Raw genomic sequence first — 26,677 nt, 5'->3', positions numbered from 1 at the left:
GCCACCCAGCGCATCTCATTCGACATCGAGCTTAAATAAAACTAGGCAAAGAAACGATGCATAATTGGATCGACCATCCTCCATCTTGGCCGTATTGCGCTCGGCGCATGCGCCCGGGATGATGTGGCGATGAGCGCCAGTCCCTTCACCTTGTCCGGTGCGCGATAGGCGATGGAACGCGCCACATAGCCGCCCATCGAGAAACCGACTACGATCGCGGGATCGGTCAACGCCCGAATGGCACGATCTGCCATCGCCTCGATCGTCATCCTGCGTCGTATCTGCATCGATCACATGTCCATGCTGCGCCAGCGCGGCACGGACAAGGCAGGCAAGCGAACGCCGCGCGAAGGCAAGCATCGCTCGCTGGCAGAGGCGCCCGACAAGACCGAACGCGTCATAGCAGCTGCCTGCGGTCATTGCGGAACCGACGTCGCCACCAGTTTCCGACTGCGAACATAGTAGCTGAAGGGAAGGATGCCGAAAGCGAAGCTCACTTTCGGCATCATTGGCTGTCAAACAGATCGAAAATTATTGCAGAAGGAGCAGCGTCAACGGAACTGCTCCACTATCTCCCTGATCGCGTGTGACACGTCATGACGACGATAGCCCAGCAGAGCGACTTCGGCCGGATCCGGATTGACGCGCACCCAGTTGCCGCGTCCCTGCGGAATGGCGATGTCGGGAAGGAGCGGGTGTTCGGCATCGCGTTCTTCCAGCTTTATCTGGCTACCGGCGGCATCGAAGTACATCTGGAAATATTCGGTGAAGGTCAGATTCTCATCACCCACGAGATAGGCCTTGCCAGGCTCGCCGCGTTCGAGTGCGCCCTCGATCGCTTCCGACAGCGACAGGAACGACATGAAGTTGGTGCCGCCGGCAGGTCCATAATATTCGATCGGCAGCTTGCCTGTGGCCCACTGCACGAAAGGCTCGAAGATCATCGAGGGCAGACCCGGCACGGTGCCAACCATGAATGGCGCGTTGACGCTGACAACGTCGAATCCCGGCGCGCCTTCTGCGCGCGCGCCCTCGCATGCGGCCTTTCGCGACTGAATGTAGCGGTTGCCTTCGATCAGTTCGGGACTGGCCATGTGATAGTAGCTGCCCAACTGGATGGCGCGCTTCACGCCTGCTTCGCGGCAGGCAGCGAAAAATGCCGGCACGGCTATGTGATTGGCCTTGTGGAGGAAGTCGAAGAAATCGGTGTCCGCCGGTACATGGCGCGGATCGTTGCCAGCGGCGAAGACGACCCAATCGAAGCCTTTGAGGCGGTCAGGGGTATAATCGCCGGCAACATAATCGCCTTTGAGTATCGGGAATTTTGCCATAGGCGTGGCCGGATTGGCGGCATTGCGTCCACCAATCGTAACGTCATGGCCTTTGCTGGCCAAGTGGATAGCGGCATGCCCGCCCAGAGCGCCGGTGCCACCTACTACTAGGACTTTCATCTAATTTTCTTTCTTTTTTGCGTGATTGCGTGGAAGATTTCAGAGTGGTTTTGCAGCGCGCGCAGCCTCGACCGCATCGACGCCAAAGATCGCTTCGACCATAGGGGTCAGGTCGGGGTTCTTGCGCAGTTCGTTACCACCATCGATGGCGAAGCTTTGCCCCGTCATCCAGCCGCTTTCCGGACCTGCCAGGAAGCGCACCGCGCCTGCGATGTCGTCCGCTTCGCCAAGGCGGCCGAGCGGATATTCGGCCAGGAAAGGCTCCAGCATCCGACTGTCGTCGAACATCGGGCCGGTTCCGTGCGAACGCGTCATGCCAGGACGGATGGCGTTCACGCGAATGCCGGCCGCGCCCAGTTCTTCTGCCGCGGCGCGCATCAGTCCTTCCACCGCCGCCTTGGCCACATGATAGCCGCCAAGATAAGGGAAGGGCATGTGCGCCGAAGTGGACGAGGTGAGGATGATCGAGCCACCGCTTTTCATCAGCGGAGCGCCGTGGCGAATGGCGATGAATGCCGAAACGACGTTTGCTTCGAACTCGTCGCGCAAGTTTTGCGGCTCGATCATCATGAACGGCTTGAACCCGCCGCCGCCCATCGTGGAAAAGATCACGTCCAGACGCCCGGCGACGGCGTGAGCCTGTTCCAGCGCGGACTTGACGTCGGTTTCATCGGAGCAATCGGCCATGATCAGGGTGAGGGCTGCATCCGGCACGGCGGCGCGGATTTCCGCTGCTGCCTGTTCCAATCCTTCCTGCCGCCGCGCCATGAGTGCAACATGCGCCCCGTCCCGCGCAAGAAGCTTGGCCGAAGCTGTAGCGATGGCGCCGGTCGCGCCGGTAATGGCTGCGGTCTTACAGGAAAGGGCGCCGTTCATATCGCATTCTCCGTCTTCAAAGGGCGCAGCTCTTCCCAATCCAAAATCAAATCCCGACGGGTGAAGCGCCACTGGCCGGCTTCACGGCGCCACTCGTCCTGATAGCGGATCGCCCAGCACAGAAGCACATCGCCGCCTTCTCCAGCCATGCGATGTTCGGCCGTGGCATAGGTTTCGCCCGACGCATGATCACCGTCGATCTCGACGAGTTGATTGTGGACGATGTGACGCGTGGACTTGAACATCTGCCCCAGCGTGACGAGCGAACCGAGGGCCGCCTCGCGCCCCTTGAAGGAAAAACCGGGGCCGGTGATCTCAATGTCCTGATCCATCGTTGCAAGCCAGTCCTCGGCGCAGCGGCGGTCGGCGCCTCGGGCATAGAGTTCGGCCGTGCGGCGCAGCGCAAGGACGTCCTGCGGGCTTATCATGTCTTCCTGTTCTCTAATCATATCCCTCTCCTTTTTCGAGCGGTATCCAAACGGCCAAACCCTTTCACAAAGGGCTTCAGAAAATGAGGCCATCGGTGGGAATCACCGGCACGTTTGTCCATTTGCCCTCGGCGGAACGATACCAGCCGGCCGCGGCCAGTGCGCCGCCATCGATATTGAGCGCCGCGCCGGTCATCCATGCCGCGAGCGGACTTGCGAGAAAGAGAATGGCGCCTGCCATGTCTTCCGGAGTGCCGAAACGGCCCAGCGGAATCCATTGTTTGATCGAGTCTTTATATTCCGGCTTTATATATTGGCTGATGGCAACTTGCGGCGTGTCCGTCGTTTCGGGCGCAATCAGGTTCACCCGAATTCCCTCTGACGCGAGATCGAGCGCGAGGCTCTTGGTGAAACCGGTGAGACCTGTTTTGAACGTGGAATATACGCAGTTGAACGGGATGCCGCGAAATCCCTCGATCGACGAGACGCTGACAATGCTGCCACCGGCGCCACGCTTGCGGATCAACGGGATCATGGCACGCGAGACCGAGAAGATCTGGCGCATGTTGACGGCGTAGAGGCGCTCAATATCTTCGTCGCTATGATCCTCAAATCGTTTCACGATCTGCAGGAAATCGCCGACATTGTTGACAAGAACATCGAGACCACCGAACCGCTCTGTAATCATGCTTGCCAGTGCGTCGACATCGGCCTGAACGGTAACGTCCCCATTAAAAACGAGATGATCGTCGCCTAGCACGGCTCGTAGGTCGTCGGCTCGAGCGGCATCCTTCTCGATGGTGACGACGGTGGCGTTCGCGTTGGCGAATGCCTCACATGTCGCCCGACCAATTCCGACGCCGCCGCCAGTTATAAGGGCAATTTTCCCCGCAAAGTCGATCAAGACAATTCTCCTAACATCAAGATTCGTATTTTTTTGATTTATATGCTAGGTAGTTTCCATCGGCAATCAGGCACCTTTTAGTGTGAAGATTTCCTCGAGGTAACCAAGGGATGAGCATGACGGAAATAGGCTATCAGGCGTTGACGCTGGAGATCATGGACCTTGTGGGCAATAAATGGTCGCTGCTTCTGGTTTATACGCTAGACGATGGTCCGCTTCGTTTCTCCGAATTGCGGCGCCGCGCGGCCCCCATCAGCCAGAAGATGCTGACACAAACCTTGCGGGAGTTGGAACGCTTTGGCATGGTTAACCGTTCTGTCTTGCCGACAGCTCCACCGCAGGTCGAATATGCACTGACAGGCCTGGGGCGCTCATTCCTTCAGACCGCCCGCATTATGTGTCAGTGGACTAAGGACAACCTTTCCGATTTGGACGCTGCACGAAAACTGTTCGACACCGCTATACGTTGATTGGCTGACCACCCAGCCCGATGACCGCCTTCTGACATTTGCGAAAATGTGTGAGGTTGGTTCGTTGACGTCATGTTCTGTGTCTTTAAGGTGTGGAGCGGCCTGAAGGCGGCGGCAACGGTTTGAAACGTGCTGGCCTCGGGGCAAGCTGACGCGAACGCGATGCGAATGCGTGTGGCGGTTTCGATGACGCGGGCGGTGACCTTGAGCAGCCGCAAGCGCAAGGTGGCGAACTCAGCAACGGCGAGCGCGGTTGTCTTGGGGATTGCCTGCTGGATGCGCCACATCAGCCAGTAGGCCGCGGTATGCAGGATCAGCCGCATTTGGTTGGCGTTGGCCGAGCAGCACGAGGCGCGATCGCTGGCGAGCTGGGTCTTGTGCATCTTGATCAGATTTTCGGCCTGACCACGGGCGCAGTACAGCGTGTCGTAGACATGTTCGGCCGAGCCGTCTGCCAGCGAGGTGACGACATAGCGGATGTCTATGCCAAGCATGCTGGCTTCAATCCGGGCAACGACCCGGCGCTGGCATTTCCAACTCTTCGCGCCGTAGCGGGTTTCGGCATAGTGGCGCAGGGCCACCCGGTCTTCCTCGGCGCGCTTGACCGCGCAGGCATCGGCGGCAGCGACGATGACCGGATCGGCGCGCAGCGCGGCGTTGGTCGGCAGGCCGAACACGTAATCGACCCCGGCTTTCTCGCAGAAGGCCATGACCTCGGGCCTGCCATAATGCCCGTCGCCGCGGATGGTGATGTGCGTTTCGGGCCAGTGGCGACGAAGCTGGCGAACGAGACGCCAAATGTGCCCGGCCGCCTCAACGCCCGATGGTGTCTTCCCGGTACGCAGCAGCATCGCCACGGGCCGCCCTGTCGCGGTATCGTAAACATGGATCGGCAGGAAGCAGCGTTCGCCATGATGCCCGTTCCAGAAGGAAAGCTGCTGGTAGCCGTGAACGACGTCGCAGGTGTCATCAATATCCAGCGTCACCGCCTTGGGTGCCACCGGATAGCTGGCACAGTAAATGCCGACCATCGCGGCCATCATACGCGCCAATTCGCGCGTGGTCGGCGCGTTCTCCCACCGGCTCATCGTCGGCTGACTGGCAAGGCCCGCGCCGGAGCCCGGCAGCTTGCCCAGCGCCAGGCGGAAGCCAGGATCGTCGCGCAGAGCATCGAGGTCGTCGGCATCTTCGTAGCCGCAGCAGATCGCCAGAACCCGCGCCCGCAGGATGTCTTCCAGCGCATGGATCACCCGAGAGGGATCGCGCGGATCGGCAATACAGCTGGCGAGCCGCGCGCAAATCCGCATCTCGCGCTCGGCCTGTGCCAGCAGCAGAACGCCGCCGTCCGAGGTCAACCGGCCACCGTCGAATGCCGCGCTCACTTTCTTGCGTCCGATGGCTGGAAACGAAAACCGGGGCGCGCTCACCTCGCTGCCGGCGGGTTTGGCTTGTGGCATTTTCTGTCCTGAACAGGAGATGGCGTAGACAACCAATTTCCTACTTCAGAACAGTGCTTTAGGCCACTCCCGCCAACCCCCTCTCGCGCTCCGGTGAATAACAGAGGCTAGGATTTTGAGCGGCGTTCTGGAGGAGCGGCCTTCCTTCGTTGCATCCAGGGACAAGGCAAACGGGCCATTAGGCGGCGGTCCGGCCAACAGTGATCCCGGCACTTTGAAATTACCGATCGAGATCGAGATCAAGTGCAGCCAGAGGTCGATATGTCGGCCCGGCTTGCCCCATTCATCATCTTCTAGCGGTCGGACAACATAGAGACTGATATTCTGATGCGCAGCCTCCCGAATCGCACCGCTCTGAAAACCGCACGTAGAGAAGATGACACCGCGCGACGCACCAACTTCGCGGATTGTCGTCGCCATGGCATCGACCTGCTCGCGCTTGATCGGTGATTTGCGGAACTTGCATTCGACGACGATTAGGTGCTCGTAAAGCCCTTCCTTATGACGAACCAGCACGTCAATTTGGCGTGAAGCGCCCGACCTTCCGATCAGCGTGACGTTATGTTCGACGCTCACGGAGCCCGTGCGGTGGAGTTCTGCCACGAACTGCTCGAACCCACCCCAGTCGGTGAACATTTCTGAGAGCGAGGTCGCGGCGGGCATGGCAATCCTGTTAACGGTGATGCAGACTTTCTGAAACGCATAGCCGACGGTCGGCACTTGGTAATGAGAATTCGGCCGCTGAGCGGCAAGGAAGGGTCGCTCCCTTCGAGCGTTCTTCTGTCGGGCCATTGTGGCCCGAGGAGAAGTGTCATGGGATTATCAGAATTTGATCCCGCCGCACGCGAACGAGTGTCGTGGAACACTGGGCGCAAAGTAGGTGCAAAGCGTGCGCTCAAACCACGCCAAATCTGGGCAATCCGCTTCTTTCTTGATCAAAATGGGCGGCTCCGGGATCGCGCCCTCTTTGACCTCGCCATCGATAGCAAGCTCCGCGGCTGCGACCTGGTGAAGATCAAGATCGGCGACATCGTTTGCGACCGGACAATTCGGACACGGGCTATCGTCGTTCAGCAAAAGACCGGGCGGCCTGTTCAGTTCGAACTGATGGACGATGCCCGCGCCAGCCTGCTGCGATGGTTGGAACTGAGGGGCGGTGCGCTGGAGGATTACGTCTTCCCCAGCCGTACCGATCATAAGAACCACATGAGCACCCGCCAATATGCCCGCCTGGTGGATGAGTGGGTGACGGGCATTGGTCTGCCGGGCGAGGATTATGGCACGCACTCCCTGAGGAGAACAAAGGCATCGATCATTTACAAGGCGACTGGAAACCTCCGCGCGGTCCAGATTCTGCTGGGCCATACGAAGATTGAAAGCACGGTCAGATATCTCGGCGTGGATGTGGAGGACGCTCTGACTCTGGCAGAAGGTACGGAAATTTGAAGTCGGCTGACTCCTCGCGTCTGCGAGGAGCCAGACTCCATTCGCGTCTGTCAGGCGCAATTTCTAGCCGCCCCAACTCAATCTGGGTGGTCCTGTAACCGGACACCCAGATAACATCACAAAACGACGGCTCTGACTGGGGCTGGGATTTTTTCTCAGCCGAATCTGGAGCATCTAATGTTGAAAAGCCGCCGTTTTTCAGCCGTCCAATGTTGGCTTGTCGGGGTTGGACATAATCGGGGAGGAACTATACACATGGGGGTCGCCGCGCCCGGCGTGCTTCCATTTGGCTGGAAAAACATTTCAGTAGAGCGCTGTGAGCCGCCGGAAGACCGATGCGGATTGTCGCCGAGCACGGGGCAGGGTGCGCCTGTTCGAAACCGTTCAAGGCCATCTAGTCGCGTCGCGGGACAATTATTTCTCGTCGGCTGGGAAAGCCGCCGCCAGTTCCTCCAGCCAAAGGGTTGCGGTGGAATCCGATGGCGCCCGCCAGTCACCGCGAGGAGAGAGCGCCCCGCCCGCTGACACCTTGGGACCGTTGGGCAAAGCGGACCGCTTGAACTGGCTGATCGTGAAGAAGCGGAACAGAAAATTTTCCAGCCAGTGGCGGATGGTGGGGAGATCGTAAGCCAGTTTCGCGCTATCGGGATAGCCGGGCGGCCAATCCCCCTTGGCAGGGTCACGCCAGGCATGCCAGGCGAGGAAGGCGACCTTCGACGGCGGCAGGCCCGCACGCACAATATGATGCAGGAAGAAATCATTGAGCGCATAGGGGCCCACGCGGCTTTCGGTGCTCTGCATCGCGCCGCTGGAGTCGGCCGGCACCAATTCGGGCGAGATTTCCGTGTCCAGGATAGCGGACAGGATCGCCTTGGTCGGGGCGTCGAACTGATCGGTCGCGATGCACCAGCGGATCAGATATTGCATCAGCGTCTTGGGGACGCCGCTGTTCACGCTATAATGGCTCATCTGGTCGCCCACGCCATAGGTGCACCAGCCCAGCGCCAGTTCGGACAGATCGCCCGTTCCGACCACGAAGCCACCATGACGATTGGCCAGACGGAATAGATAATCGGTGCGGAGGCCCGCCTGCACATTTTCGAAGGCGATGTCATAAACCGGCTCGCCCCTTGCATAAGGATGGTCCATGTCCTTGAGCATCTGCATGGCGGCCGGGCGGATGTCGATTTCTTCTCCGGCGACGCCCAGCGCCCGCATCAGCGCCCAGGCGTTGGACCTGGTATGTTCGCCGGTCGCAAAGCCGGGCATGGTATAGCCCAGTATCGAAGACCGCGGCAGGCCCAGCCGATCGCACGCCTTGGCAGCGACGATCAGCGCATGGGTAGAATCGAGACCGCCCGAGACCCCGATCACGAAATGCCGGCCCGCTGTCGCGCGGAAGCGGGTGACGAGCCCCTCCACCTGGATGTTGAAAGCTTCATAGCAATCGGCGTCGAGGCGCAGCGGATCGGCAGGCACGAACGGGAAGCGGCGGACGGTTCGATAAAGCCTGTCATCTTGCGCAGGCGGGCGGCAAGGAAAACCAATGGTGCGAAACCGTCGTTCGGGATAGCCCGACGCCGCCGCATTGTCATGAAAGGTGCCGTTACGCATGCGTTCGAGCCGCAATCGCTGCACATCGACATCGGCATAGATGATTTCGGGCTCGTCGCCAAAACGAGTGGACTCGATCAGCAACTCGCCCATTTCATGCACCATCGCCTGCCCGTCCCAGGCAAGGTCGGTCGTGCTTTCGCCCACGCCCGCCGCGGAATAGGCATAGGCTGCAAGGCAGCGCGCCGATTGGGCCGCCGCGAGCAGATGCCGGTCCCGCGCCTTGCCGATGGTGATGTTGGATGCCGACAGGTTGCAGAGGATCAACGCGCCCGCCAGCGCCCCGAAGGTGGAGGGCGGCAGCGGCCCCCAGACATCCTCGCAGATTTCCATATGAAAGATGAAATCCGCCATGTCGTCCGCCGCGAACAGGAGGTCAGTGCCAAACGGCGCGCGGCGGCCGGCTAGGATGATCTCCAGCCCCTGCATGCCAACTCCGGGCGCGAACCAGCGCTTCTCATAATATTCGCGATAGTTGGGCAGGTAGCTTTTAGGCACCACGCCCAGCACTTTGCCGCCCGCTATCGCCAGCGCGCAATTATAGAGCCGCGCGCCGTATCGGATTGGCGCACCGACCAACAGGACGGGCAGGTCTACGCTGGCCTCGCACAACCGGTCGATCTCCGCTTCGACCCGGTCCAGCAGTGTCTCTTGAAGATGAAGGTCGTCTATGGCGTAGGAGGACAGGCAGAGTCCCGGGTAGACGATGAGATCGGCGCCCGCATCCTGAGCCGGGCGAGCCAGATCGAGTATCGCTTTGGCATTGGCCCCGACGTCCGCGACGCTGGCAGCCGGGGTTGCGGCGGCTACCCGCACCAGGCCATGCCGGCGAAGGGACTGGAAGGGTTCAGTCATGACCTAAAGCATCCATCATCATTTTGAGGGCTGTCCGGATCGTGGCGATCCTGATCGGACCGCGCCCGATGTCGCCGTAATGCATCTCCAGATGCTCGATCGCACCGCCGCGGCGGGCGCAGGCCAGATGGACCAGCCCGGCTTCTTCGCCGACGGGCGCTGCTCCTGCATAGCCGGTGACGGCCAGGACGATATCGGCGTGGGAGCCCTGCAACGCCCCCTTGGCCATGGCAATGGCGACTTCCCGGCTGACCGCGCCGCACCTGTCGATGCGATCCTTGGCGATGCCCAGCAATTCGCACTTTGCCTCCTCACTATAAACGACAAAGCCCCGCTCGAAGGCGTGACTTGCCCCCTCCACATCGGTGAGGAGCGACGCGAGTAGACCGCCGGTACAGCTTTCGGCAGTGCCCAGTTTCAGCTGGCGCTCGCAACTGGCCCTGAGCAGGCGTTCCGCGTCTCGCTCGACTTCATTAGGCAGCGCGGGGGACAGGGTTTCCGCTGGGCCTTCCATGATGGCTCAGCGCTGCGCCCCCTCATGATCTGATTGGGTTCCGGTATCCGGTTGCACCTTGTCCTGTTTGGTCACTCGAGTGGGTTCAGGGTCAGCCCCGGTCGCCGATTTTTCCTCGTCACGGGAGCCGATGTCGCGCGCGACATTCCCACCGCCCGTGCCGGACTGCTCCGGCATATCCTTTTCCTTATCGGTCATTTCTCATCTCCTTGCCGCCCCATCGCCCCCGCGCCTTCCCGGCCTACGCGGCTGTCGTCTTCCTCGCCCCGCCGCGTCATCGTCGCGGGATCGTAGTTGGAGGGAATGGGCGCGCCGCTCTGGGGATCGCGGTCAGGTTCGCGGTCCAATGTATCGCTTGGCCGGCGCGCGGCGCCTTCCGGCTGATTTTCGGTGGAAATATTGGGATCGCGCGTCTGTTTCGTCGGGACGACGCGCTCGTTGCGGCTCCTGTCTTCCATGATAGTCGCTCCTTGTCCTGCTCAGGCGAGCTTCAACCCTTCCTGGTTCATCCGCCGGGTAAGGCGCGTGGTCGCCTTCCGGTCCAGCGCAGCCTTGAGCTTGGGGAAAAGGTCGTCCTCCTCCTGCCGCATATGGCGTTCGATATCGGTGCGGAAGGCGGAGAGCCTGGCCTGGAAAGCGGCGTCATCCTTCACCAGATCGGTCAGATCGTAGAGATGTTGCTTCACATAACCATGATCGGTGTTGAGCGCGTCCGCTTCCGCCTGCATTCCCGCTTCGCGCAGCGCTGGATAGATGGCATTTTCCTCCTCCATCGCATGTTTCCCCAGCGCATGCTTGAGCTGCATCAGCAGCATCGTGCGCCGTCCGCTGGCGCTCCCATGACTATCCTGCAATTTGTCGAACAGGCCGAGCGCCATCCGATGTTCCGCCGCAAGCGCCTTGTCCCAGTCGCCCGCCAGCGCGGTAGGCGCCTGAACCGCCAGCTTGCGCCCGACCATGCCAATCAGCGCGAGGCCGGCGCCGATGCCAGCGCCCTTCCACGAAGACATATGAGACAGAGCCATCATGTTCCTCCAATGATGCAGGGCGTCAACGAGGCTGGATCGCGCCTGTTCCTTCCGCGCTTCTTCATCGGCGGCCTATGTGGGGCGAAAGTAATTTACATCAGTTTTATCTGCCTCATTTGCCCGTCATCCTTCATTCGACCGCAAATTCCGGTTATTTTATTGGATCGACGGAACAGGGGAAGCCGGCCGTTATTTGTGTCCATGAACCAAGATCAGGAGAATGTTCATGGGCGACGTGCGGGACAGCACGGGGCGCGATGATGCCCCCTTGACGGTGGAGAAGGCGGGAGGCGCCGGGGCGGCGGCGGACAAGCTGCCCGAGGCGCAAGGTCATAGCCTCAGCGGCAAGACGGTGACCATCAACCGCCCTCGTCAGCCGCTCTACGACTTTTGGCGTGATTTCACGAACCTGCCCGCGTTCATGGACAATGTGGTCGCAGTCGAGCTTCTGGACGAGAAGCGTTCGCGCTGGACGGTCAAGGCGCCCGGCGCGCGGACCGTGCAATGGACCTCCATCATTACGGAAGACGTGCCTGGCCGGACGATCGCCTGGACTTCCGAGGAAGGGGCCGACGTGCCCAACAGCGGCCGCGTCGAATTTCTGGACGCACCCGGCGGCAGGGGAAGCTGGGTCGTCGCGACCATTCTCTATGATCCGCCTGCCGGGATTATCGGCAAGGTCATCGCGAAGATGTTCCAGCGCGAACCGGCGATCCAGGCCCGACGGGACCTGAGGCGCTTCAAGCAATTGATGGAAACAGGCGAGATCGCGACGAGTGCACGGACCCGCAGCCAGCATGAAGAGGAGACGGACTGATGCGCGCGCTCACCTGGCACGGGAAGCATGACGTCCGCGTGGAGACGGTCGACGATCCCGAAATCATCAATCCGCGCGATGCCATCATCCGGATCACCTCCACCGCGATCTGCGGTTCTGACCTTCATCTTTATGACGGCTATATCCCGACCATGAAGGCCGGCGACATATTGGGCCATGAATTCATGGGCGAAGTGGTCGAGACCGGCTCTAGATCATCGTTGAAAAAGGGGCAGCGTGTCGTCGTGCCCTTCACCATCGCCTGCGGCGGATGCTTTCATTGTTCCAAACATCAATATTCGGCCTGCGACAATGGTCTGCCCGCCGACAATCAGGACATAGCACAGGCAATTTACGGCCAGCCCATGTCAGGGCTGTTCGGTTACAGCCACATGACGGGCGGCTATGCCGGGGGGCAGGCGGAATATGTGCGCGTGCCCTTTTCGGACGTCGGGCCTATCATCATTCCCGATGGGGTCGAGGACGACAAGGTGCTGTTCCTGTCCGACATCCTGCCGACCGGCTGGCAGGCGGCGGAATATGCCGAAATCGAGCCGGGTGACACGGTCGCCGTCTGGGGTTGCGGGCCGGTGGGCCTGTTCTGCGTCCAGTCGGCCTTCCTCATGGGCGCCGAGCGAGTGATCGCGATCGATCATTTTCCACGTCGGCTCGATCTGGCGAGGAAGTTCGGCGCGGAGACGATCAATTATGAGGAAAGCAAGACCTACGAAGCACTGATGGAGATGACCGGCGGCATCGGTCCTGACGCCTGCATCGACGCTGTGGGGCTGGAAGCGCATGGCTTCTTTGCCGACAATGTCTGGGACCAGATCAAGGTATCGACCTTCATGGGAACCGATCGCGCCCATTCGATCCGGCAGGCCATCCTTGCCTGCCGCAAGGGCGGGCGGGTTTCCATGCCGGCGGTCTATGGCGGCTTCGTAGACAAATTCCCGCTGGGCGCCTTCATGGAAAAGGGGCTGACGCTCAAGACCGGCCAGACACATGTGCAGCATTATATGCCCGCATTGCTGAACGCGATCATGGAAGACAAGATCGACACCACCTTCCTCATCAGCCACCGCATGCCGTTGGAACAGGCGACTGAGGGCTACAAGATGTTCCACGACCAGCAGAATGAAGTGACCAAGATCGTGCTGAAGCCCGGCATGGCCCTGGCCCCAGCACCGGGAGAGAAATCATGACGGACAAATTCGCAATCGTAACAGGCGCATCTACCGGCATCGGGCTTGAACTGGCCAGGCTGGCGGCGAAGGACGGCTATGACCTTCTGCTTGTCGCCGACACGGGCTTTACCGACGGGTCAGCGGGATTGGACCATTTCGGTGTATCGGTAGAAACGCTCGAAGCGGACCTTGCCACCATCGACGGAGTTGACCGTCTGCTGCTTGCGGCCGGGGCCCGGCAGATCGACCTGCTCTGCGCCAATGCAGGCCATGGCCTTGGCCATGGCTTTCTGGAACAGCCTGTCGACCAATGGCGCCATGTCATCGACACCAACGTCACCGGCACGCTCTATCTGCTTCAGAAAGTGCTCAGGCAAATGGTCGCGCGGAATAGCGGCAAGATTTTGGTAACGGGCTCCATCGCCGGCTTCATGCCCGGCACCTTCAATGCGGTTTATAATGGGACCAAGGCGTTCGTGGACAATTTCACCGATGCGCTGCGCAACGAGATCAAGGAGGCAAAGGGCGTGACATTGACCACCTTGATGCCCGGCCCGGTCGAGACGGAGTTTTTCGACCGCGCCAATATGAGCGACACGAAGGTTGGCGCCGATCCCGACAAGAGCGATCCGGCGGACGTCGCACGGGACGGCTATGACGCGGTGATGAGCGGCAAGGCGTCGGTCGTCTCGGGATGGAAGAACAAGATTCAACAGGCCGTCGCCAATGTCACGCCCGCTTCCGTCCTGGCGGAACAGCATCGCAAGATGGCGGAACCGGGAAGCGCGCGGCAGGACTGACGGTCAGCGCATCAGTTGCGCCAGCTCCGCGGGGCGCAGCTCGGCATGGAGCTGATCGCATGTGCATTGGCGGGGCGCTTTGTCCGGCCTCCAGCGAAGCAAGCGCGTGCCGTGGCGGAAGCGGCCGCCCGTCACCTGATCATAGGCGACCTCGACCACCAGATCAGGCCGCAGCGGCTCCCAGGGCGTCTCCTCGCCCTTGTTCCAGCGGCTGGGGCCTCCCGGTGCCTTCCCGGTAAAGCCGGGACCTCCGAGATGCTGCTCCAGCCTGGCGAGCAGCGCGGTTCGTTCACTCGCCTTGAAGCTGGAGCTGAAGCCGACATAGTGGAGCATGCCCCCCTCGTCATAAAGGCCCAGCAGCAGCGAGGCGGCGCCCTTGCCGTCCGTCATCCGACGAAAGCCGCCGATCACGCAGTCTGCGCTACGGACGTTCTTCTGCTTCAGCATCGCTCGCTCGCCGGACCGATAGGGTAGATCGAGCGGCTTGGCGATGATCCCATCCAGGGCGCCGCCGCTCCGTTCGAGCCAGCACCGCGCATCTTCGATTCTCTGGCTCGCTGGCGACAGCAGCAGGGTCGCGTTCCCGTTCGCGGCGTGGAAGAGTTCCAACGCCGCCCGCCGTTCCTTGAGCGGCTCATCAGCAATGGCTTCGTTGCCAAGGTGCAGGCAGTCGAACAGCATCAGCTGCGCCGGCGTCTCGCGCGACAGCCGTTCGATCCGGCTCGCGGCGGGGTGCAGCCGCTGCTGCAGGGCATCGAATGACAGGGTCTCGCCGACCGGCAGGATCAACTCACCATCCAGCACGAAGCGATCTTCGCGCGTGCCAAGCAGCGCCTCGACGATTTCAGGAAAGAAGCGGGCCAGCGACTTGCCGGACTTGGATCGATATCCGCTCTTTTGCCTTCCCGACCGACAAGGGCGCGAAAGCCGTCCCATTTGGGCTCATATTGCCAGCCCGGCGGCGCAGGCAGTTCGGTGACGGAGCGGGCTTCCATCGGCAAGGGAAGGGTCTGCATCATGATGTTTTCTGTCTCCGCAATCGTCACCCGATCCGGAACCGCCGTCCCCTCCGACCCGTTCCCGCTTAAACACCCAGGGACATGTTTGGAGAGCAATGATGGCAGGAAATGAAAACGGTCTTGATCCAGCCGCGGGGCAGGACAGGGAAATGCCCCGCCGGAGCCCTGCGGGCGATGTCCGTCCCAACCAGGATGATCCCGACCCCCGGACGCGCGGCGGACAGCCGCAGGAGGACGTGGAGGACCGACCCGCCGTGGGCAAGGTCAAGCCGGAGGATTATCCCGAACGCGATCGCGCCGACTCCCGTCCAGACTGACCCATTGACACATGCCACGACAATGCAAAGGCCGCCCTGGAAACTCGGGCGGCCCAGCCAGCCGTGAGCCTTGCCGCCCCAATTGGATGGGCAGGCAGCGCCCGCGCAGCGTCAGCTGTCGCTAATCTCGATCAGCACGATTCTTCGGAACGGCGCCGTTCTCTCACGAGTTTTTCAGTTCGCGCCATCCCGGCGCTTGAGGATAGCCGAAAATGGCAGACCAGAACCAAAATCAATCAAATCCCGGTCAGCAAGGCGGTCAGAGCATGAACCCCGGCCAGCAAAATCAGCAGGGTGGCGGCAGCGGCCAGCAGGACGGGAACCCCGATGAGCGGGGACGTAATCCCGGTCAGCAGAACCAGGAGGACGAACAGCGCCGCCAGCAAGGTGGTGGTCAGCAGAACGGCGCGACAATCAGGGCGACCAACAGAGGTGACACTCTGAAATTGCGAAGGAAGGCCGCCCCTCAAGGCGGCCTTTTTCTGCGCCTATCCCGCGTCCATATCCACCTTGAGTTCGCGCGGCCAGAAGCGCAGCGCGGCGATCGCCTCGACGAACGCCGTCGTATCCTTCGCGGTCGCGAGCGCCACGCATGCTTCGTCGAGATTTTCGGCGATCCCGCCTTTGACGAAGATCGGCTTCGCCTCCTGGGTGAAGCCGATATATTTGCAATGGCCAAAGGCGTCTCGCACGAAGTCCTGTGCCGCGGCGTCAGCCGCCAGAAGCGGGCCACCCTGTTCGGATACAAGAACGGCCACCGCGTCGAAGAGAACCGACGGGCCGCCATCGATCTTCTGCTTCGCCGCGACCTTCACGCCGTTTGACAGCGTCACGCCACCGATCCTTGGCGCGATCACCTCATAGAAGGCGCCCACATTGTTGATCGCCTTGAGCAGGGCGTTGAACAGCGCCGCGTCCGCGCCGTCACTCATCAGAATGCCGAGCTTTCTGCCCTTGAAAGTCGGCGGCCCATTCTTGACGATCGACAAGGCATCCGATGGCGCAAGGTCAGTGTTTGTCGGGCGTGCCGCCTGCGCGGGCGCCGGCAGTTCTGGAAGGCCCAGGCCCTCGGCGACCTTACCCGCCATGGTCTTATCAATGTTCAGGAGGTGCGAAACAAGTCTGGTCCGGATGTCGGGCCTTTCAACCTTGCTGAGTTCGAACACCAGCGCATCGGCGATATGTTTCTGCTCAATGGGCAATTGGCTGACATAGAATTGCCGCGCCTGACTGTAATGGTCGGCAAAGCTCTCGGGGCGAATGCGGAGCTTGGGGCCGTCCTCACTCGCCGCGAAACTGCTAAAGCCGCGCTCGGGATCCTCGCGCGGGCCGCCGAGGGTCGGACCCCAGCTATTGGGCTCGTAATTCACCCGCCCGCGCGGATTGGTCATCGCCATATGCCCGTCTTGCTGGAAGTGCGCGAAGGGGCATTTGGGCGCGTTGATGGGAATATGCGTAAAATTGGGCCCGCCAAGACGTTTGAGCTGGGTATCGAGATAGGAGAAGTTGCGGCCCTGGAGCAGCGGATCGTTCGTGAAATCTATGCCGGGCGGGACATTCTGTGTGCAGAAGGCGACCTGCTCGGTCTCCGCGAAGAAATTGTCGACGACGCGGTCCAGGACCAGCCGACCCACCCGCCGGACGGGAACGAGTTCTTCGGGAATGAACTTGGTCGCGTCCAGCACGTCAAATTCGAAACTGTCCGCGAATGCCTCGTCGAACAGTTGCACGCCCAGTTCCCATTCGGGAAAATCGCCGCCATTGATCGCATCCCAAAGGTCGCGACGATGGAAGTCCGGGTCCGCGCCATTGATCTTGACCGCCTCGTTCCAGACCACCGATTGGAGGGCCTGCTTGGGTTTCCAGTGGAATTTGACGAAGGTGGATTTGCCATCGGCCGTCACGAAACGGAAGCTGTGCACACCAAATCCTTCCATCGTTCGGAACGAGCGAGGAATGGCGCGATCCGACATGGTCCACATGACCATGTGCATGCTTTCCGGAGTCAGGCTGATGAAATCCCAGAAATTGTCATGCGCTGTCTGCGCCTGGGGAAACATGCGGTCGGGTTCGGGTTTGGCGGCGTGGATAAGGTCCGGGAACTTCATCGCATCCTGGATGAAGAAAACCGGAATATTGTTGCCAACCAGATCCCAATTGCCTTCCTTCGTGTAGAGCTTGACCGCAAAGCCGCGGACATCACGGGCGAGATCGAACGACCCCTTCGACCCGGCCACGGTCGAGAAGCGGACGAATGCCGGCGTGCGTTCACCCACACGCTGGAAAATGTCGGCGCGGGTAATGTCGGCAAGGCTGTCCGTCAATTCGAAGTAGCCGTGAGCGCCATAGCCACGGGCATGGACAACGCGCTCTGGAATGCGTTCATGGTCGAAATGGAACAACTTCTCGCGGAAGTGGAAATCCTCGACCAGTGTCGGGCCGCGCGCGCCCTGTTTCAGGCTGTTCTGGTCGTCGGCAACCGGAATTCCCTGCTGGGTGGTCATAACCGGCGCGCCCTCGACAGCTGTCTGATGGGTTTCCCCGCCGCTCCCCTGCGCCTCCACATAGGAATTGGCGATCAGCGCGTGGGCTGGAACGGGCGATGCCTTGCGAGGCGTCTCGCCGGAAAGCGGAGTGTCCGGCGCCAGATCAGCGGGGGCTTTCGATTTCTTGCCGGCTGCGGGTTTTTTGGCCATGTCTGCTCCTGGAAAGAAACGCGACAGGCAGCGTCGCCGGCGATGCCAGAGCGAGCCGCATCGTCGCGACCTAGGTCCATCCAAACCCCTCATGCGGCGGTAAGTTGCGCCGGCCGCATAATCCTTTTCACATCGCTTCTATCGGGCGCTGGTAGCTTGAAGCCCCGACCTACCCTTGCGAGCTCGAGACTGCACGATTCGGTTCAGCTATTGACCTGATATGGCGATCTCAGGGGCGGCTATCGTATACCGAAAGGTGCAGATAATCGGGGTTGAAGCCACTTTCCTGGCGCAGTGCTTCGATGTTGTTGATGCGAAGCGTGCCACCTTTTATCGTTGCGAGCTCGAATTCCCTTAGACGTTTAAGGACGCGATTCACATGAACCGGTGTCAGACCCGTGGCATCACCAATTTCTTCCTGCGTCAGTGGCATTTCGAGCGAATGATCCGAGGTCAGGCCGACCAAGCGGGCGCGCACATAAAGTTCGCCGAGCAGGTGGCCGACGGCCTCAAATGCGTCGCTACGCCCGCCCTTGACTAGCCAGCGCCGTAGAATCGCCTCATCTATAAGCGTGCTCCGCCAAAATGCGCGGGCGAGTGATGGGGTCGAGCCAGCGATGCTATTGATCTGCTCCGGCGAAACGAAGGCAACCTGGCAGTCGGTTAGTGCGATGATGCTGTGATCCATTTTCTTTAAAACGGTGGCGTGAATCTCGCAAAAGTCGCCGGGAAGGAGAAAGGCCGTGATGCGACGCGAGCCGTCCGGAAGCACATTGTAGCGGGCAGCCCATCCCTCCAGAATGATGTGAATCCGATCCGGGCTTGTGCCCTCGGAGACGATATCCTTACGGCGCGGAATAGCTCGAACATCATGACAAAGGGCCATGGCAGCCTGCTCTTCGGTTTCGGTCAGATGATCCACCGACGCCAGCTTTTTCAGCAATGGATTATGCAGCAACTTTGTCTCCCGGATCAGCCCGCGACCTGATTAATGCAATGGTTCCATAATGCGAAGTGCCCGGCAGGCTCGTAAGGGCGTTATCTTGATTTCAGCGGTTAGCGGCTTGACCTTTGCTTTTTAGAGACGCCGAGAGGGCCGTGCCGTTTCGTCCTGAATTCTGAGTCGCTGGCATGAGGATAGAACCCTTTGCATGCCGATGAGTTCTCCCCACAGTGAACGGATGATCGCATGCCTGCGGCAGCCGACGCCAAAGGAGATGATCGATGCCGCTCAAGGCCCTGGCCCTTAATTGCACGCTCAAGTCAAACGCCGGTGAGGCAAGTTCGACCGACGCTATGATCGCAGTGCTGGAACAGGCATTTTCGCAACGCGAGGTAACGATCACCGAAACCGTCCGGGTCGCAGCGCTCGACATCAAGGCGGGCGTCACCTCTGACGAAGGCAGCGGCGATGCTTGGCCCGCGCTGCGCGAGAAAATCCTCGCGCACGATATCCTGATCTTTGGCGGTCCGATCTGGATGGGGCAGATATCGAGCGTCGCCAAGCGGGTGCTCGAACGGATGGATGCCTTTCTTGAGGAAACCGACGATCAGGGCCGTATGCCCAGCTATGGCAAGGTCGCGGTGGCTGCCATTGTCGGCAATGAGGACGGCGCACATTTTTCATCAGCTCAGCTTTTTCAGGCGCTGAATGATGTGGGTTGGACCATTCCAGCAGTCGCCGCCTGCTACTGGGTTGGCGAGGCAATGGGATCGATCGACTTCAAGGATTTAAAGAAGACCCCCGACAAGGTGACGGAGACCGCCAAGATGGTTGCCGGCAATGCCGCCCATCTGGCCGGGCTGCTGCAGGCAACACCCTATCCCGGTTGAGCCGACATTTTGGCGTTGGAAAGACCAAAAGCAAGGGTTGAGCCTTGTGATATCTTGTCGCCCTCGGCGCCCGCCGAACGCGCCGAGGGCAATGCGGCGAAGTTTCTGAAAGTCGGGGATATGCGACGAACCGACCCGAGTGAGCCGAAGCCTAAACCACGGTGGCGCGTTGATGACAGGATGGGGGAAAGCGACAAGGAGACGGACCGTGCCCCGCGGCGACAAATCACGCTACAGCGACAAGCAGAAGCGCAAGGCCGAACATATTGAGGAAGGATATGAAGATCGCGGCGTCGGCAAGGAAGAGGCCGAACGTCGCGCCTGGGCGACGGTGAACAAGGAGTCTGGCGGCGGCAAGAAATCCGGCTCGGGCCGCGGCAAGAAGGAAGGCCACGAGAGTTCACGCAAAGGCGGTCACAAGGGCGGCTCTGGCCAGAGCAACGAGAAGCGTTCGGCGGCCGCCAAAAAGGGCTGGGAAACCCGTCGCAAGCAGGGGAATGCCTGATGTCCATCCATAAGATGATCGCGCTTCACCCGGATGTGGGTGACGACTTCAACGAAATGCTCGCGACCGCTGCGCGCCACGCGATGTTCTGCGCGGAGATGTGCACCTCCTGCGCCGATGCCTGCGTCGCCGAGGCGATGGACATGCGCCAGTGCGTCCGTTCCTGCCTTGACTGCGCCGATGTCTGCGCCGCTACCGGGCGGCTTGCCATTCGGCGCACCGGCCAGAATTTCGAGGCATTGCGATTGATGCTTGAGACCTGCGCACGGGTCTGTGATCTGTGCGCTGGGGAATGCGAAAGTCATGACCATGCGCATTGCAAGCTGTGCGCCGAAATGTGCCGGGAATGCGCGCGAGACTGCCGGGCAGCCATTCCCACGGTCAACTGAGATGGCCGTCACAGGCTGGAAGGTCGACCCCGCCGACCGCACGCGATTGCTGGAGCTTTTTCCGCCGGCGTGGCCCGATGTCATAGCCGATCATGTGACGCTCGACGCCGGTGCGACTGAACGCACGCCGCTCCCCCCCGCTTCAGTGGGCAAGATCGTGGGTCATGTCGACGATGGCTTGGGATTGCAGGTGCTCGTCGTTGCGGTCGACGGCACCACCGATAGGCCCGATGGCAGCACCTATCACATTAGCTGGTCGCTTGATCGTGCGCGCGACTGTAAGCCGGTCGAGAGCAATGAGGTGATCGCGCGGCTCGGGTTCGAACTGCTGGATCAATCCCTGCCGGTGCGGCTCATACCGGCGCGACTAAGCTGATGCAGCTTTAGTGGTTGGTGCTACAGGTCAGATCAGTTGCGCAAATCGTCCGGGACCAGCCCGCCATTTTCTTCCAGTCTTTGCATCACCGCCTTATGCAGAGCAATATTCTGCTCTGCTGATCCATTGTCGCCGGCATGGACGCCGAGTTCGTCGGCCAGCGCCTTGCGGGCTTCCAGACTAGAGTCCAGATCCAGCAGCTTGAGCAGGTCAACGATCGAGGTCCTGTAGTTGCCGCCGCCATCCTTGAGTTGCGCCATCTCGGCCAGCACCGCGCCGACATCAACATTCCCCGGGAGCGGCGCATTAACGGCCGGCGTCGGCGAAGCGGCTGGCCGTGCTGCCGTCGGCGCTTGGGCCGCAGCGGGGGTGGGTGCTGGTTGCGGTGGAGCGGCCTTTGCGGATGGAGCGGCCGGGTCTTTCCCCTCGGCGAGGAGCGCCTTCATCTCCTCGCGCCAGACCCGGGCGCGGTCGATACTGACGTCCGGAAAATAGCCGCCCTTGAGCGTCTTCTGCTTATAGTCAAAGCGATAGGAGAGGCGCCACTGGGCCTTGCCGTTGGGCAGAACGCAGATGTGCAGGCCGCCGCCATCGGCTTTCTTGACGGGGCGTTCGGAGGGTAGAATCGATTGAATGAGACTGTTGGTCAGCACCGGTCAGGACTCCTGAAAACGGTGCGTGGGATCTGAAATCCTGTCCCAAAGACCAACAAAAAGACCAACAAATCCCATGTAAACCACCTGAGCGGTCCTGATCCCATAGGAGACCATGGTACATGAGATAAGCACCTGAAAACAGGTGTTTTTTCGAGATCCTTTTGAGACTTTGTTGGTCTTTTTGGACCGAAGTTTGGTTGCGGGGGGACGCAACCATCGATACTTGCGCTTCCAACATCTGCGGGTCGCAGTTTTCGACCTCAAGGCAATGATCGCATCTTTCGCACAATCAAGCATGGAAGCGCAGCCGCTCACAGAGTTGGTAAGAGCCGCCCTCTGGGTCTGAAAACGCGCGTGAAGAAAGATTACCACAACTATCCGTGATGGCTGCACTCGATCTTGACCGGCTGCGGCACACCGTTGCCGATGAGTTGGAGGTATGCGACCTTGGCAACAATGCATTCATCGAAGATATCCGCTCGGATCACCGGTACGATGGACCCTTCATTGTTGGTGTCATTGTATGGGCGAGGCATATAGAATTGGCCTCGTCGGATACGCCTGCCTTACGTCCAGCAGCAGGAGCAGGATCGCGCCCAGCCTGCCTGCGCCGACCGCGACCGCATAGGCGACCCAAGCCCAGGCGGGCATGGCGGCGAAAATCTTCGCGGCATAGGGATCGGTCTTCGCCAATTGGTTGAGGTCGGCGCTATATTGCATGATGAAGGCGCCGATCCCCATCAGGTTCCAGAGCAGCAACAGGATTCCGATTAACTGGAAGGCTCGCGGTGCGGTCATGGCGGTTTCCACTCTGTTGGCGGCCGGTCTGCTGGAACCGCTTGCGAGGGATCATAGGAGCTTGCAGGACTTTGCGAAAGGAGATGCCGGAGATTGGCGGGTGAAGCTTCGGGTGCGCCGATCATTGTGACGGCCCTGATGGGGCCGGCGGATTTCGGCTGGGCTGAAGGGCTTCGTCACGCGCACTTCCCGCCTGCGCGCAATCTGGTGCCGGCGCATATCACGCTGTTCCATCATCTGCCCCCTTCGGCTCTGGAGGAAGTGAAGCGGCGGCTGAAGGGGCTTTGCGCAGGGGCTCCGCCCCTGATGGCAAAATTTATCCGGCATTGAGAAGGGCGATTTGCTCTCCCCGAACCTCATGTGGGGTCCGGTCGCCCAAGCATTTTCGAGGTGTCCGGTTGACCGATAGGCCACCGCCTGGACCTTCTTGTCGGATTGAACACTATGTCCGTTTCGGACGGCAGGGGCGGTTGTATCCGCCCGTTGCTGTTTTCCACGCTCCTTTTCTGCCAGGGGGCAGAGGCAGGCAGAAATAGCTCATCATGGCGAGTTTCTGCCGCAGAGACGCAAAGCACAAAACTAAAGGCGGCAAGTTCACACTGCGGCGACGGATCGTGGGCAAGTCAGATTATTTCGCGCCAGCCTTCTTTGCCTGTTGCCAGGTCAATACGGTCAATTCGGGCAGTATCTTTACCCGTTCCTTCGCCTGTGCCGACGAGGCCGTGCCGCGGATGACCCGCCCCTTGATGCCGTGAAAGATGGCGGCGAGGCGGAAAAAATTGAAGGCGACGTAAAAGTCATATCCGGGCATCTCCTCGCGGCCGGTCCGCGCGCAATAGGCCGCGACATAGTCCGCCTCGCTGGGTATAGCCAGCGCTGCGACATCCGCCCCGCCCAGCCCGGCGACGATGTGCGGCGGCATCCGATACATCATCGCATGATAGGCGAAGTCCGCGCCCGGATGGCCGAGGGTGGACAATTCCCAGTCAAGCACCGCCAGCACCTTCGGCGCATCGGGTGCGAAGATCATGTTGTCGATGCGGAAATCGCCATGCGTGATGGTCGTCGCATCGTCGTTGGCGGGGATGTTGGCGGGAAGCCATTCGATCATGCGGTCCATATAGGGATCGCGGCCAGCATCGATGTCTTCCAGATATTGCTTCGACCAGCGGCCGATCTGCCGCTCGAAATAATTGCCGGGCCGGCCATAGTCGCCAAGGCCGACCGCTTCATAGTCCACGCTGTGCAACTGGGCCATGGTGGCGTTCATGGCATCGAAGATCGCCGCACGCTCGGCAGGGGAAACGCCGGGGACGGTCGCATCCCAGAATATGCGGCCCTCGACCATGTCCATCACATAGAACCAGGTGCCGATGACGCTGTCGTCGGTACACAGGCCATGAACGGCGGCCACGGGAAAATCCGCCCTGGCAAGGCCGGTCAGCACCCTGGCCTCACGCTCCACGGCATGCGCGCCCTTCAGCAACTGCCCAGGGGGCTTGCGACGCAGCACATAGGATTTGTCGGGCGTGACGAGCCTGTATGTCGGGTTGGACTGACCGCCCCGGAACTGCTCAACCGCCAGCGGACCGGAAAAGCCTGCGACATTGACCTCCATCCACCGCGCCAGCGCGGCTTCGTCAAAGCCATAGCCGGGACGCACCGGGGTCGTCCCGACATTCTGGTCCGCCGCGCTGCTCATGCCGCGCCGCCCTTCAGGAAATCGCGCTTCACTTTCTTGGCGAGCGACCATTTGTGCACTTCCGTCGGGCCGTCATAGATGCGGAAGGCGCGGATTTCGCGAAACACCTGTTCGACGATGGTGTCGCCGCTGACCCCGGTGCCTCCCATGATCTGCACGCAGCGGTCAGCAACGCGCATCAGCGCCTCGGACACCGACACCTTCGCCATCGAGCTTTCGGCGGTGCCCAGCGACCCGCCGTCGAGTATATCGGCACACCAGTCGATCATCAGTTCGGACTGCTTCAGGTCGATGAGATTCTCGGCCAGCATGAAGCCCACGCCCTCATGATCGACCAGCAGCTTACCGAAGGCCTGCCGTTTGCAGGCATAGGCAGTCGCGATCTCGTGCGCACGCATTGCCGCGCCCAGCCAGCGCATGCAGTGCGACAGCCGCGCTGGCGACAGCCGCACCTGCGCATAGGTGAAGCCCTCGCCGCTCTTGCCCAGCATCTGGTCGGCGGGAACCCGCAGATTGTCGATCGTGACGATCGAGTGGCCGCCGGGCATCGAACTGTCGATCGTGTCCAGCACACGCTCGATGCGGATCGCGGGATCGGGCAGGTCGACGAGGAACAGGCAGGCGCCGCCCTTGCTGTCCTCTTCCTCCGACTTCGCCATGACGATGCCCACCCGCGCGCCCCGCGCGCCGGTGATGAACGCCTTCCGGCCATTGATGACCCAATGATCGCCGTCGCGATGGCAGACCGTCTTCATCATCGAGGGATCGGAACCGGCGCCGCCGTCGTCCGCCGGTTCGGTCATGAAGAAGGCCGAGCGCGCCGCGCCACTGACGAGCGGCTCCAAGAAGCGGGCCTTGAGTTCGGGAGAGCCGACCTTGCCGAGCAGATACATATTGCCCTCGTCGGGCGCCATCGTGTTGCAGGCGAGCGGCCCCAGCGGCGACAGGCCGGAACGGATCAGTACCTTCGCCGTCTCCCGCTGCGACAAATGGCTGCCATCGGCCAGGATATGGGGCGTGAGCACGCCCGCCTCGCGCGCTTTGGCGCGCATCTCCTGGACGAGCACATCGCTGGGCCCATGGCTTTCCCGGCGCGGGTCGCGTTCATAGGGGATAATGATTTCGCGGACGAACGCCTCGACGCGATCGGCGATCTCCATCGCCCGGTCCATGCCGATGCCGCTCATGCGAATGCCTCTTCATATTCTGCTTCAGTCAGGTCCCGTACCTCCTGCGCGGTGACGCCGGGCGCCAGGCGGCGTAACAGAAAGGCCGATTGCCGGTCGGGACGTTCGAAAATGGCCAGATTGGTGATGATCATGTCGACGACATTGGCCCCCGTCAGCGGCAGCGTGCAGCCCCTGCGAAACTTGGCCGCGCCCTGCTTGTCGACATGATCCATCAGCACGATGATCCGCTGCACGCCCGCGACCAGATCCATTGCTCCGCCCGGACCCTTCACCATCTTGCCGGGCACCATCCAGTTGGCGAGATCACCATTTTCGGCAACCTCCATCGCGCCGAGCACCGACAGCTGGATATGGCCCCCGCGGATCATGCCGAAGCTGTCTGCCGAGGAGACATAGCTGGTCCGGTCGAGTTCAGTGATCGTCTGCTTGCCCGCGTTGATGATGTCGGCGTCCACCTCGGCCTCGGTCGGGAAGGGGCCGAGGCCGAGCATCCCGTTTTCAGACTGCAGGGTCACGTCGATGCCGGGCGCGATATGGTTGGCGACCAGCGTCGGTATGCCGATGCCCAGATTGACATAGAAGCCGTCCTGCAACTCGGCGGCGGCCAACGCCGCCATTTCGTCCCTCGTCCAGGGCATTACTGGGCCTCCTTGCGGATGGTGCGTTGTTCGATGCGTTTCTCGTTATGCGTCGCGAGGATCAGCCGCTGCACGAACACGCCCGGCGTATGAATCTGGTCGGGCTCCAGCTCGCCCGGCGCGACAAGCTCTTCCACCTCAGCGACCGTTACCCGACCGCAGGTCGCGGCCATCGGGTTGAAGTTGCGCGCCGATTTGCGGAAGACGAGATTGCCGTAGGGGTCGCCCTTCCACGCCTTGACGATCGCCAGATCGGCGACGATTCCGCGTTCCAGCACGAAGGTCTCGCCGTCGAAGACCTTGGTCTCCTTGCCCTCGGCGATCAGCGTGCCGACGCCGGTACGCGTGTAGAAGCCGGGGATGCCCGCTCCGCCCGCGCGCATTCGTTCGGCCAGCGTGCCCTGCGGACAGAATTCAATCTCCAGCTCGCCGGTCAGATATTGCCGCTCGAACTCCTTATTCTCCCCGACATAGGAGCTGACCATCTTGGCAATTTGGCGCGTGCGCAGCAGCTTGCCGAGGCCGAAATCATCGACCCCGGCATTGTTCGAAACAGCGGTGATGCCGGTAGTGCCGCTGTCGACCAGCGCCTGGATCAGCGTTTCGGGAATGCCGCAAAGGCCGAAGCCGCCCGCCGCGATGGTCATGCCGTCGAACAGCAGACCGGCAAGCGCGGACGGCGCATCTGGATGGATTTTCTGTACCATTATG

At 61.0% G+C, this 26,677-nt stretch carries 31 protein-coding genes and 4 pseudogenes; 12 read left to right on the top strand and 23 right to left on the bottom strand.

Annotated features, from left to right (window positions below; translation table 11 throughout):
* Positions 1–41: 41 nt before the first annotated feature.
* A complete protein-coding gene (locus F7P65_RS22640; protein WP_420853319.1) occupies positions 42–254 on the bottom strand; it encodes an alpha/beta fold hydrolase in 213 nt (70 codons plus the stop codon).
* Here F7P65_RS22640 and F7P65_RS22050 point away from each other — a divergent pair.
* The gene (locus F7P65_RS22050; protein WP_162854608.1) at positions 238–462 is read left to right on the top strand and encodes a hypothetical protein; all 225 of its coding nucleotides are present in this window, start codon (positions 238–240) and stop codon (positions 460–462) included. The genes F7P65_RS22640 and F7P65_RS22050 overlap by 17 nt on opposite strands.
* Before the next feature lie 89 nt (positions 463–551).
* Here F7P65_RS22050 and F7P65_RS13765 read toward each other — a convergent pair whose 3' ends face one another.
* Genes F7P65_RS13765 through F7P65_RS13750 form a run of 4 tightly spaced genes read right to left on the bottom strand, consistent with a single transcriptional unit; the run spans position 552 to position 3,659 of the window.
* Entirely contained in the window at positions 552–1,451 is a 900-nt protein-coding gene (locus tag F7P65_RS13765) for an NAD-dependent epimerase/dehydratase family protein (RefSeq protein WP_150292630.1), read from the bottom strand.
* 39 nt (positions 1,452–1,490) lie between these two features.
* Positions 1,491–2,327 carry an SDR family NAD(P)-dependent oxidoreductase gene (locus F7P65_RS13760; protein ID WP_150292628.1) on the bottom strand — a complete coding sequence of 279 codons (837 nt, stop codon included), beginning with the start codon at positions 2,325–2,327 and terminating at the stop codon, positions 1,491–1,493.
* Positions 2,324–2,776, bottom strand: a complete 453-nt coding sequence (locus F7P65_RS13755) for a nuclear transport factor 2 family protein (protein ID WP_240334294.1) — start codon at positions 2,774–2,776, stop codon at positions 2,324–2,326. Before F7P65_RS13755 ends, F7P65_RS13760 begins: the two co-directional genes overlap by 4 nt.
* Positions 2,777–2,831: 55 nt before the next feature.
* The gene (locus F7P65_RS13750; protein ID WP_150292626.1) at positions 2,832–3,659 is read right to left on the bottom strand and encodes an SDR family NAD(P)-dependent oxidoreductase; all 828 of its coding nucleotides are present in this window, start codon (positions 3,657–3,659) and stop codon (positions 2,832–2,834) included.
* Positions 3,660–3,769: 110 nt separating this feature from the next.
* Between F7P65_RS13750 and F7P65_RS13745 the strand changes: the two genes are divergently transcribed.
* Positions 3,770–4,129 (top strand): winged helix-turn-helix transcriptional regulator, encoded by a 360-nt coding sequence (locus F7P65_RS13745; protein WP_162854622.1) that lies wholly within the window; start codon positions 3,770–3,772, stop codon positions 4,127–4,129.
* A 98-nt stretch (positions 4,130–4,227) separates the two neighbouring features.
* Here F7P65_RS13745 and F7P65_RS13740 read toward each other — a convergent pair.
* Positions 4,228–5,586, bottom strand: a pseudogene (locus tag F7P65_RS13740) (IS1380 family transposase); the annotation flags it as partial.
* Positions 5,587–5,631: 45 nt separating this feature from the next.
* On the bottom strand, positions 5,632–6,249 hold the full coding sequence (locus F7P65_RS13735) for a restriction endonuclease (protein WP_162854621.1): 618 nt from the start codon (positions 6,247–6,249) through the stop codon (positions 5,632–5,634).
* Positions 6,250–6,399: 150 nt separating this feature from the next.
* Between F7P65_RS13735 and F7P65_RS13730 the strand changes: the two genes are divergently transcribed.
* Entirely contained in the window at positions 6,400–7,032 is a 633-nt protein-coding gene (locus tag F7P65_RS13730; protein ID WP_150292622.1) for a tyrosine-type recombinase/integrase, read from the top strand.
* Positions 7,033–7,446: 414 nt separating this feature from the next.
* Here F7P65_RS13730 and F7P65_RS13725 read toward each other — a convergent pair whose 3' ends face one another.
* The 5 genes from F7P65_RS13725 to F7P65_RS13705 are packed head-to-tail and all read right to left on the bottom strand — an operon-like array spanning position 7,447 to position 11,043.
* Positions 7,447–9,501, bottom strand: a complete 2,055-nt coding sequence (locus F7P65_RS13725) for an NAD(+) synthase (RefSeq protein ID WP_150292620.1) — start codon at positions 9,499–9,501, stop codon at positions 7,447–7,449.
* Positions 9,494–10,015 (bottom strand): CinA family protein, encoded by a 522-nt coding sequence (locus F7P65_RS13720; protein WP_150292618.1) that lies wholly within the window; start codon positions 10,013–10,015, stop codon positions 9,494–9,496. Before F7P65_RS13720 ends, F7P65_RS13725 begins: the two co-directional genes overlap by 8 nt.
* 6 nt (positions 10,016–10,021) lie before the next feature.
* A complete protein-coding gene (locus F7P65_RS13715; protein ID WP_150292616.1) occupies positions 10,022–10,213 on the bottom strand; it encodes a hypothetical protein in 192 nt (63 codons plus the stop codon).
* The gene (locus tag F7P65_RS13710; RefSeq protein ID WP_150292614.1) at positions 10,210–10,473 is read right to left on the bottom strand and encodes a hypothetical protein; all 264 of its coding nucleotides are present in this window, start codon (positions 10,471–10,473) and stop codon (positions 10,210–10,212) included. The genes F7P65_RS13715 and F7P65_RS13710 overlap by 4 nt, the downstream gene beginning before the upstream one ends.
* Before the next feature lie 21 nt (positions 10,474–10,494).
* On the bottom strand, positions 10,495–11,043 hold the full coding sequence (locus F7P65_RS13705; RefSeq protein WP_150292612.1) for a hemerythrin domain-containing protein: 549 nt from the start codon (positions 11,041–11,043) through the stop codon (positions 10,495–10,497).
* Positions 11,044–11,269: 226 nt separating this feature from the next.
* Between F7P65_RS13705 and F7P65_RS13700 the strand changes: the two genes are divergently transcribed.
* The 3 genes from F7P65_RS13700 to F7P65_RS13690 are packed head-to-tail and all read left to right on the top strand — an operon-like array spanning position 11,270 to position 13,847.
* The gene (locus F7P65_RS13700; RefSeq protein WP_150292610.1) at positions 11,270–11,860 is read left to right on the top strand and encodes an SRPBCC family protein; all 591 of its coding nucleotides are present in this window, start codon (positions 11,270–11,272) and stop codon (positions 11,858–11,860) included.
* Entirely contained in the window at positions 11,860–13,065 is a 1,206-nt protein-coding gene (locus F7P65_RS13695) for a zinc-dependent alcohol dehydrogenase (RefSeq protein ID WP_150292608.1), read from the top strand. The genes F7P65_RS13700 and F7P65_RS13695 overlap by 1 nt, the downstream gene beginning before the upstream one ends.
* A complete protein-coding gene (locus tag F7P65_RS13690) occupies positions 13,062–13,847 on the top strand; it encodes an SDR family NAD(P)-dependent oxidoreductase (protein WP_205452069.1) in 786 nt (261 codons plus the stop codon). The genes F7P65_RS13695 and F7P65_RS13690 overlap by 4 nt, the downstream gene beginning before the upstream one ends.
* 3 nt (positions 13,848–13,850) lie before the next feature.
* Here the strand turns inward: F7P65_RS13690 and F7P65_RS13685 are convergent, their stop codons facing one another.
* A complete protein-coding gene (locus F7P65_RS13685; protein ID WP_205452067.1) occupies positions 13,851–14,783 on the bottom strand; it encodes an ATP-dependent DNA ligase in 933 nt (310 codons plus the stop codon).
* Positions 14,784–15,015: 232 nt separating this feature from the next.
* Between F7P65_RS13685 and F7P65_RS22045 the strand changes: the two genes are divergently transcribed.
* On the top strand, positions 15,016–15,183 hold the full coding sequence (locus F7P65_RS22045; protein WP_162854620.1) for a hypothetical protein: 168 nt from the start codon (positions 15,016–15,018) through the stop codon (positions 15,181–15,183).
* Between the two features lie 236 nt (positions 15,184–15,419).
* Here the strand turns inward: F7P65_RS22045 and F7P65_RS22040 are convergent, their stop codons facing one another.
* From F7P65_RS22040 to F7P65_RS13670, 3 genes are all read right to left on the bottom strand, one after another.
* On the bottom strand, positions 15,420–15,653 hold the full coding sequence (locus F7P65_RS22040) for a hypothetical protein (RefSeq protein ID WP_162854619.1): 234 nt from the start codon (positions 15,651–15,653) through the stop codon (positions 15,420–15,422).
* Between the two features lie 18 nt (positions 15,654–15,671).
* Positions 15,672–17,879: a catalase gene (locus F7P65_RS13675; RefSeq protein ID WP_150292604.1), complete on the bottom strand. Its 2,208-nt coding sequence runs from the start codon at positions 17,877–17,879 to the stop codon at positions 15,672–15,674.
* Between the two features lie 229 nt (positions 17,880–18,108).
* A complete protein-coding gene (locus tag F7P65_RS13670) occupies positions 18,109–18,837 on the bottom strand; it encodes a Crp/Fnr family transcriptional regulator (protein WP_150292602.1) in 729 nt (242 codons plus the stop codon).
* 266 nt (positions 18,838–19,103) lie between these two features.
* Between F7P65_RS13670 and F7P65_RS13665 the strand changes: the two genes are divergently transcribed.
* The 4 genes from F7P65_RS13665 to F7P65_RS13650 all read left to right on the top strand — a co-directional run bounded on the left by F7P65_RS13665 (position 19,104) and on the right by F7P65_RS13650 (position 20,982).
* Complete coding sequence (locus F7P65_RS13665) at positions 19,104–19,712, top strand: flavodoxin family protein (RefSeq protein ID WP_150292600.1); 609 nt, start codon at positions 19,104–19,106, stop codon at positions 19,710–19,712.
* 208 nt (positions 19,713–19,920) lie between these two features.
* A complete protein-coding gene (locus F7P65_RS13660) occupies positions 19,921–20,217 on the top strand; it encodes a plasmid stabilization protein (RefSeq protein WP_150292598.1) in 297 nt (98 codons plus the stop codon).
* Positions 20,217–20,606 carry a four-helix bundle copper-binding protein gene (locus F7P65_RS13655; protein WP_150292596.1) on the top strand — a complete coding sequence of 130 codons (390 nt, stop codon included), beginning with the start codon at positions 20,217–20,219 and terminating at the stop codon, positions 20,604–20,606. The genes F7P65_RS13660 and F7P65_RS13655 overlap by 1 nt, the downstream gene beginning before the upstream one ends.
* A gap of 1 nt (position 20,607) precedes the next feature.
* Entirely contained in the window at positions 20,608–20,982 is a 375-nt protein-coding gene (locus tag F7P65_RS13650) for a hypothetical protein (RefSeq protein ID WP_150292594.1), read from the top strand.
* A 32-nt stretch (positions 20,983–21,014) separates the two neighbouring features.
* Here F7P65_RS13650 and F7P65_RS13645 read toward each other — a convergent pair whose 3' ends face one another.
* Complete coding sequence (locus F7P65_RS13645) at positions 21,015–21,635, bottom strand: DUF3597 family protein (RefSeq protein WP_150292592.1); 621 nt, start codon at positions 21,633–21,635, stop codon at positions 21,015–21,017.
* A gap of 579 nt (positions 21,636–22,214) precedes the next feature.
* A pseudogene (locus tag F7P65_RS13640) lies at positions 22,215–22,436 on the bottom strand (sugar transporter); the annotation flags it as partial.
* A gap of 138 nt (positions 22,437–22,574) precedes the next feature.
* On the opposite strand from F7P65_RS13640, the pseudogene F7P65_RS13635 reads away from it, so the two are divergent.
* Positions 22,575–22,739: pseudogene (locus F7P65_RS13635) on the top strand (2'-5' RNA ligase family protein); the annotation flags it as partial.
* A 13-nt stretch (positions 22,740–22,752) separates the two neighbouring features.
* On the opposite strand, the pseudogene F7P65_RS22635 reads toward F7P65_RS13635, so the two are convergent.
* From F7P65_RS22635 to F7P65_RS13610, 5 genes and pseudogenes are all read right to left on the bottom strand, one after another.
* A pseudogene (locus F7P65_RS22635) lies at positions 22,753–23,007 on the bottom strand (IS30 family transposase); the annotation flags it as partial.
* A gap of 57 nt (positions 23,008–23,064) precedes the next feature.
* The gene (locus F7P65_RS13625; protein WP_150292590.1) at positions 23,065–24,138 is read right to left on the bottom strand and encodes a phosphotransferase; all 1,074 of its coding nucleotides are present in this window, start codon (positions 24,136–24,138) and stop codon (positions 23,065–23,067) included.
* Positions 24,135–25,325: an acyl-CoA dehydrogenase family protein gene (locus F7P65_RS13620; RefSeq protein WP_205452064.1), complete on the bottom strand. Its 1,191-nt coding sequence runs from the start codon at positions 25,323–25,325 to the stop codon at positions 24,135–24,137. The genes F7P65_RS13625 and F7P65_RS13620 overlap by 4 nt, the downstream gene beginning before the upstream one ends.
* A complete protein-coding gene (locus F7P65_RS13615) occupies positions 25,322–25,966 on the bottom strand; it encodes a 3-oxoacid CoA-transferase subunit B (protein ID WP_150292588.1) in 645 nt (214 codons plus the stop codon). Before F7P65_RS13615 ends, F7P65_RS13620 begins: the two co-directional genes overlap by 4 nt.
* The gene (locus tag F7P65_RS13610) at positions 25,966–26,673 is read right to left on the bottom strand and encodes a CoA transferase subunit A (RefSeq protein WP_150292586.1); all 708 of its coding nucleotides are present in this window, start codon (positions 26,671–26,673) and stop codon (positions 25,966–25,968) included. The genes F7P65_RS13615 and F7P65_RS13610 overlap by 1 nt, the downstream gene beginning before the upstream one ends.
* Between the last annotated feature and the right edge of the window lie 4 nt (positions 26,674–26,677).

This window comes from Sphingobium estronivorans (assembly GCF_008692605.1).
GTDB classification, from domain to species: Bacteria; Pseudomonadota; Alphaproteobacteria; order Sphingomonadales; family Sphingomonadaceae; genus Sphingobium; species Sphingobium estronivorans.
The sequence above is the reverse complement of the archived record's forward strand: the minus strand, read 5'-3'. Positions and strand labels throughout refer to the sequence as shown.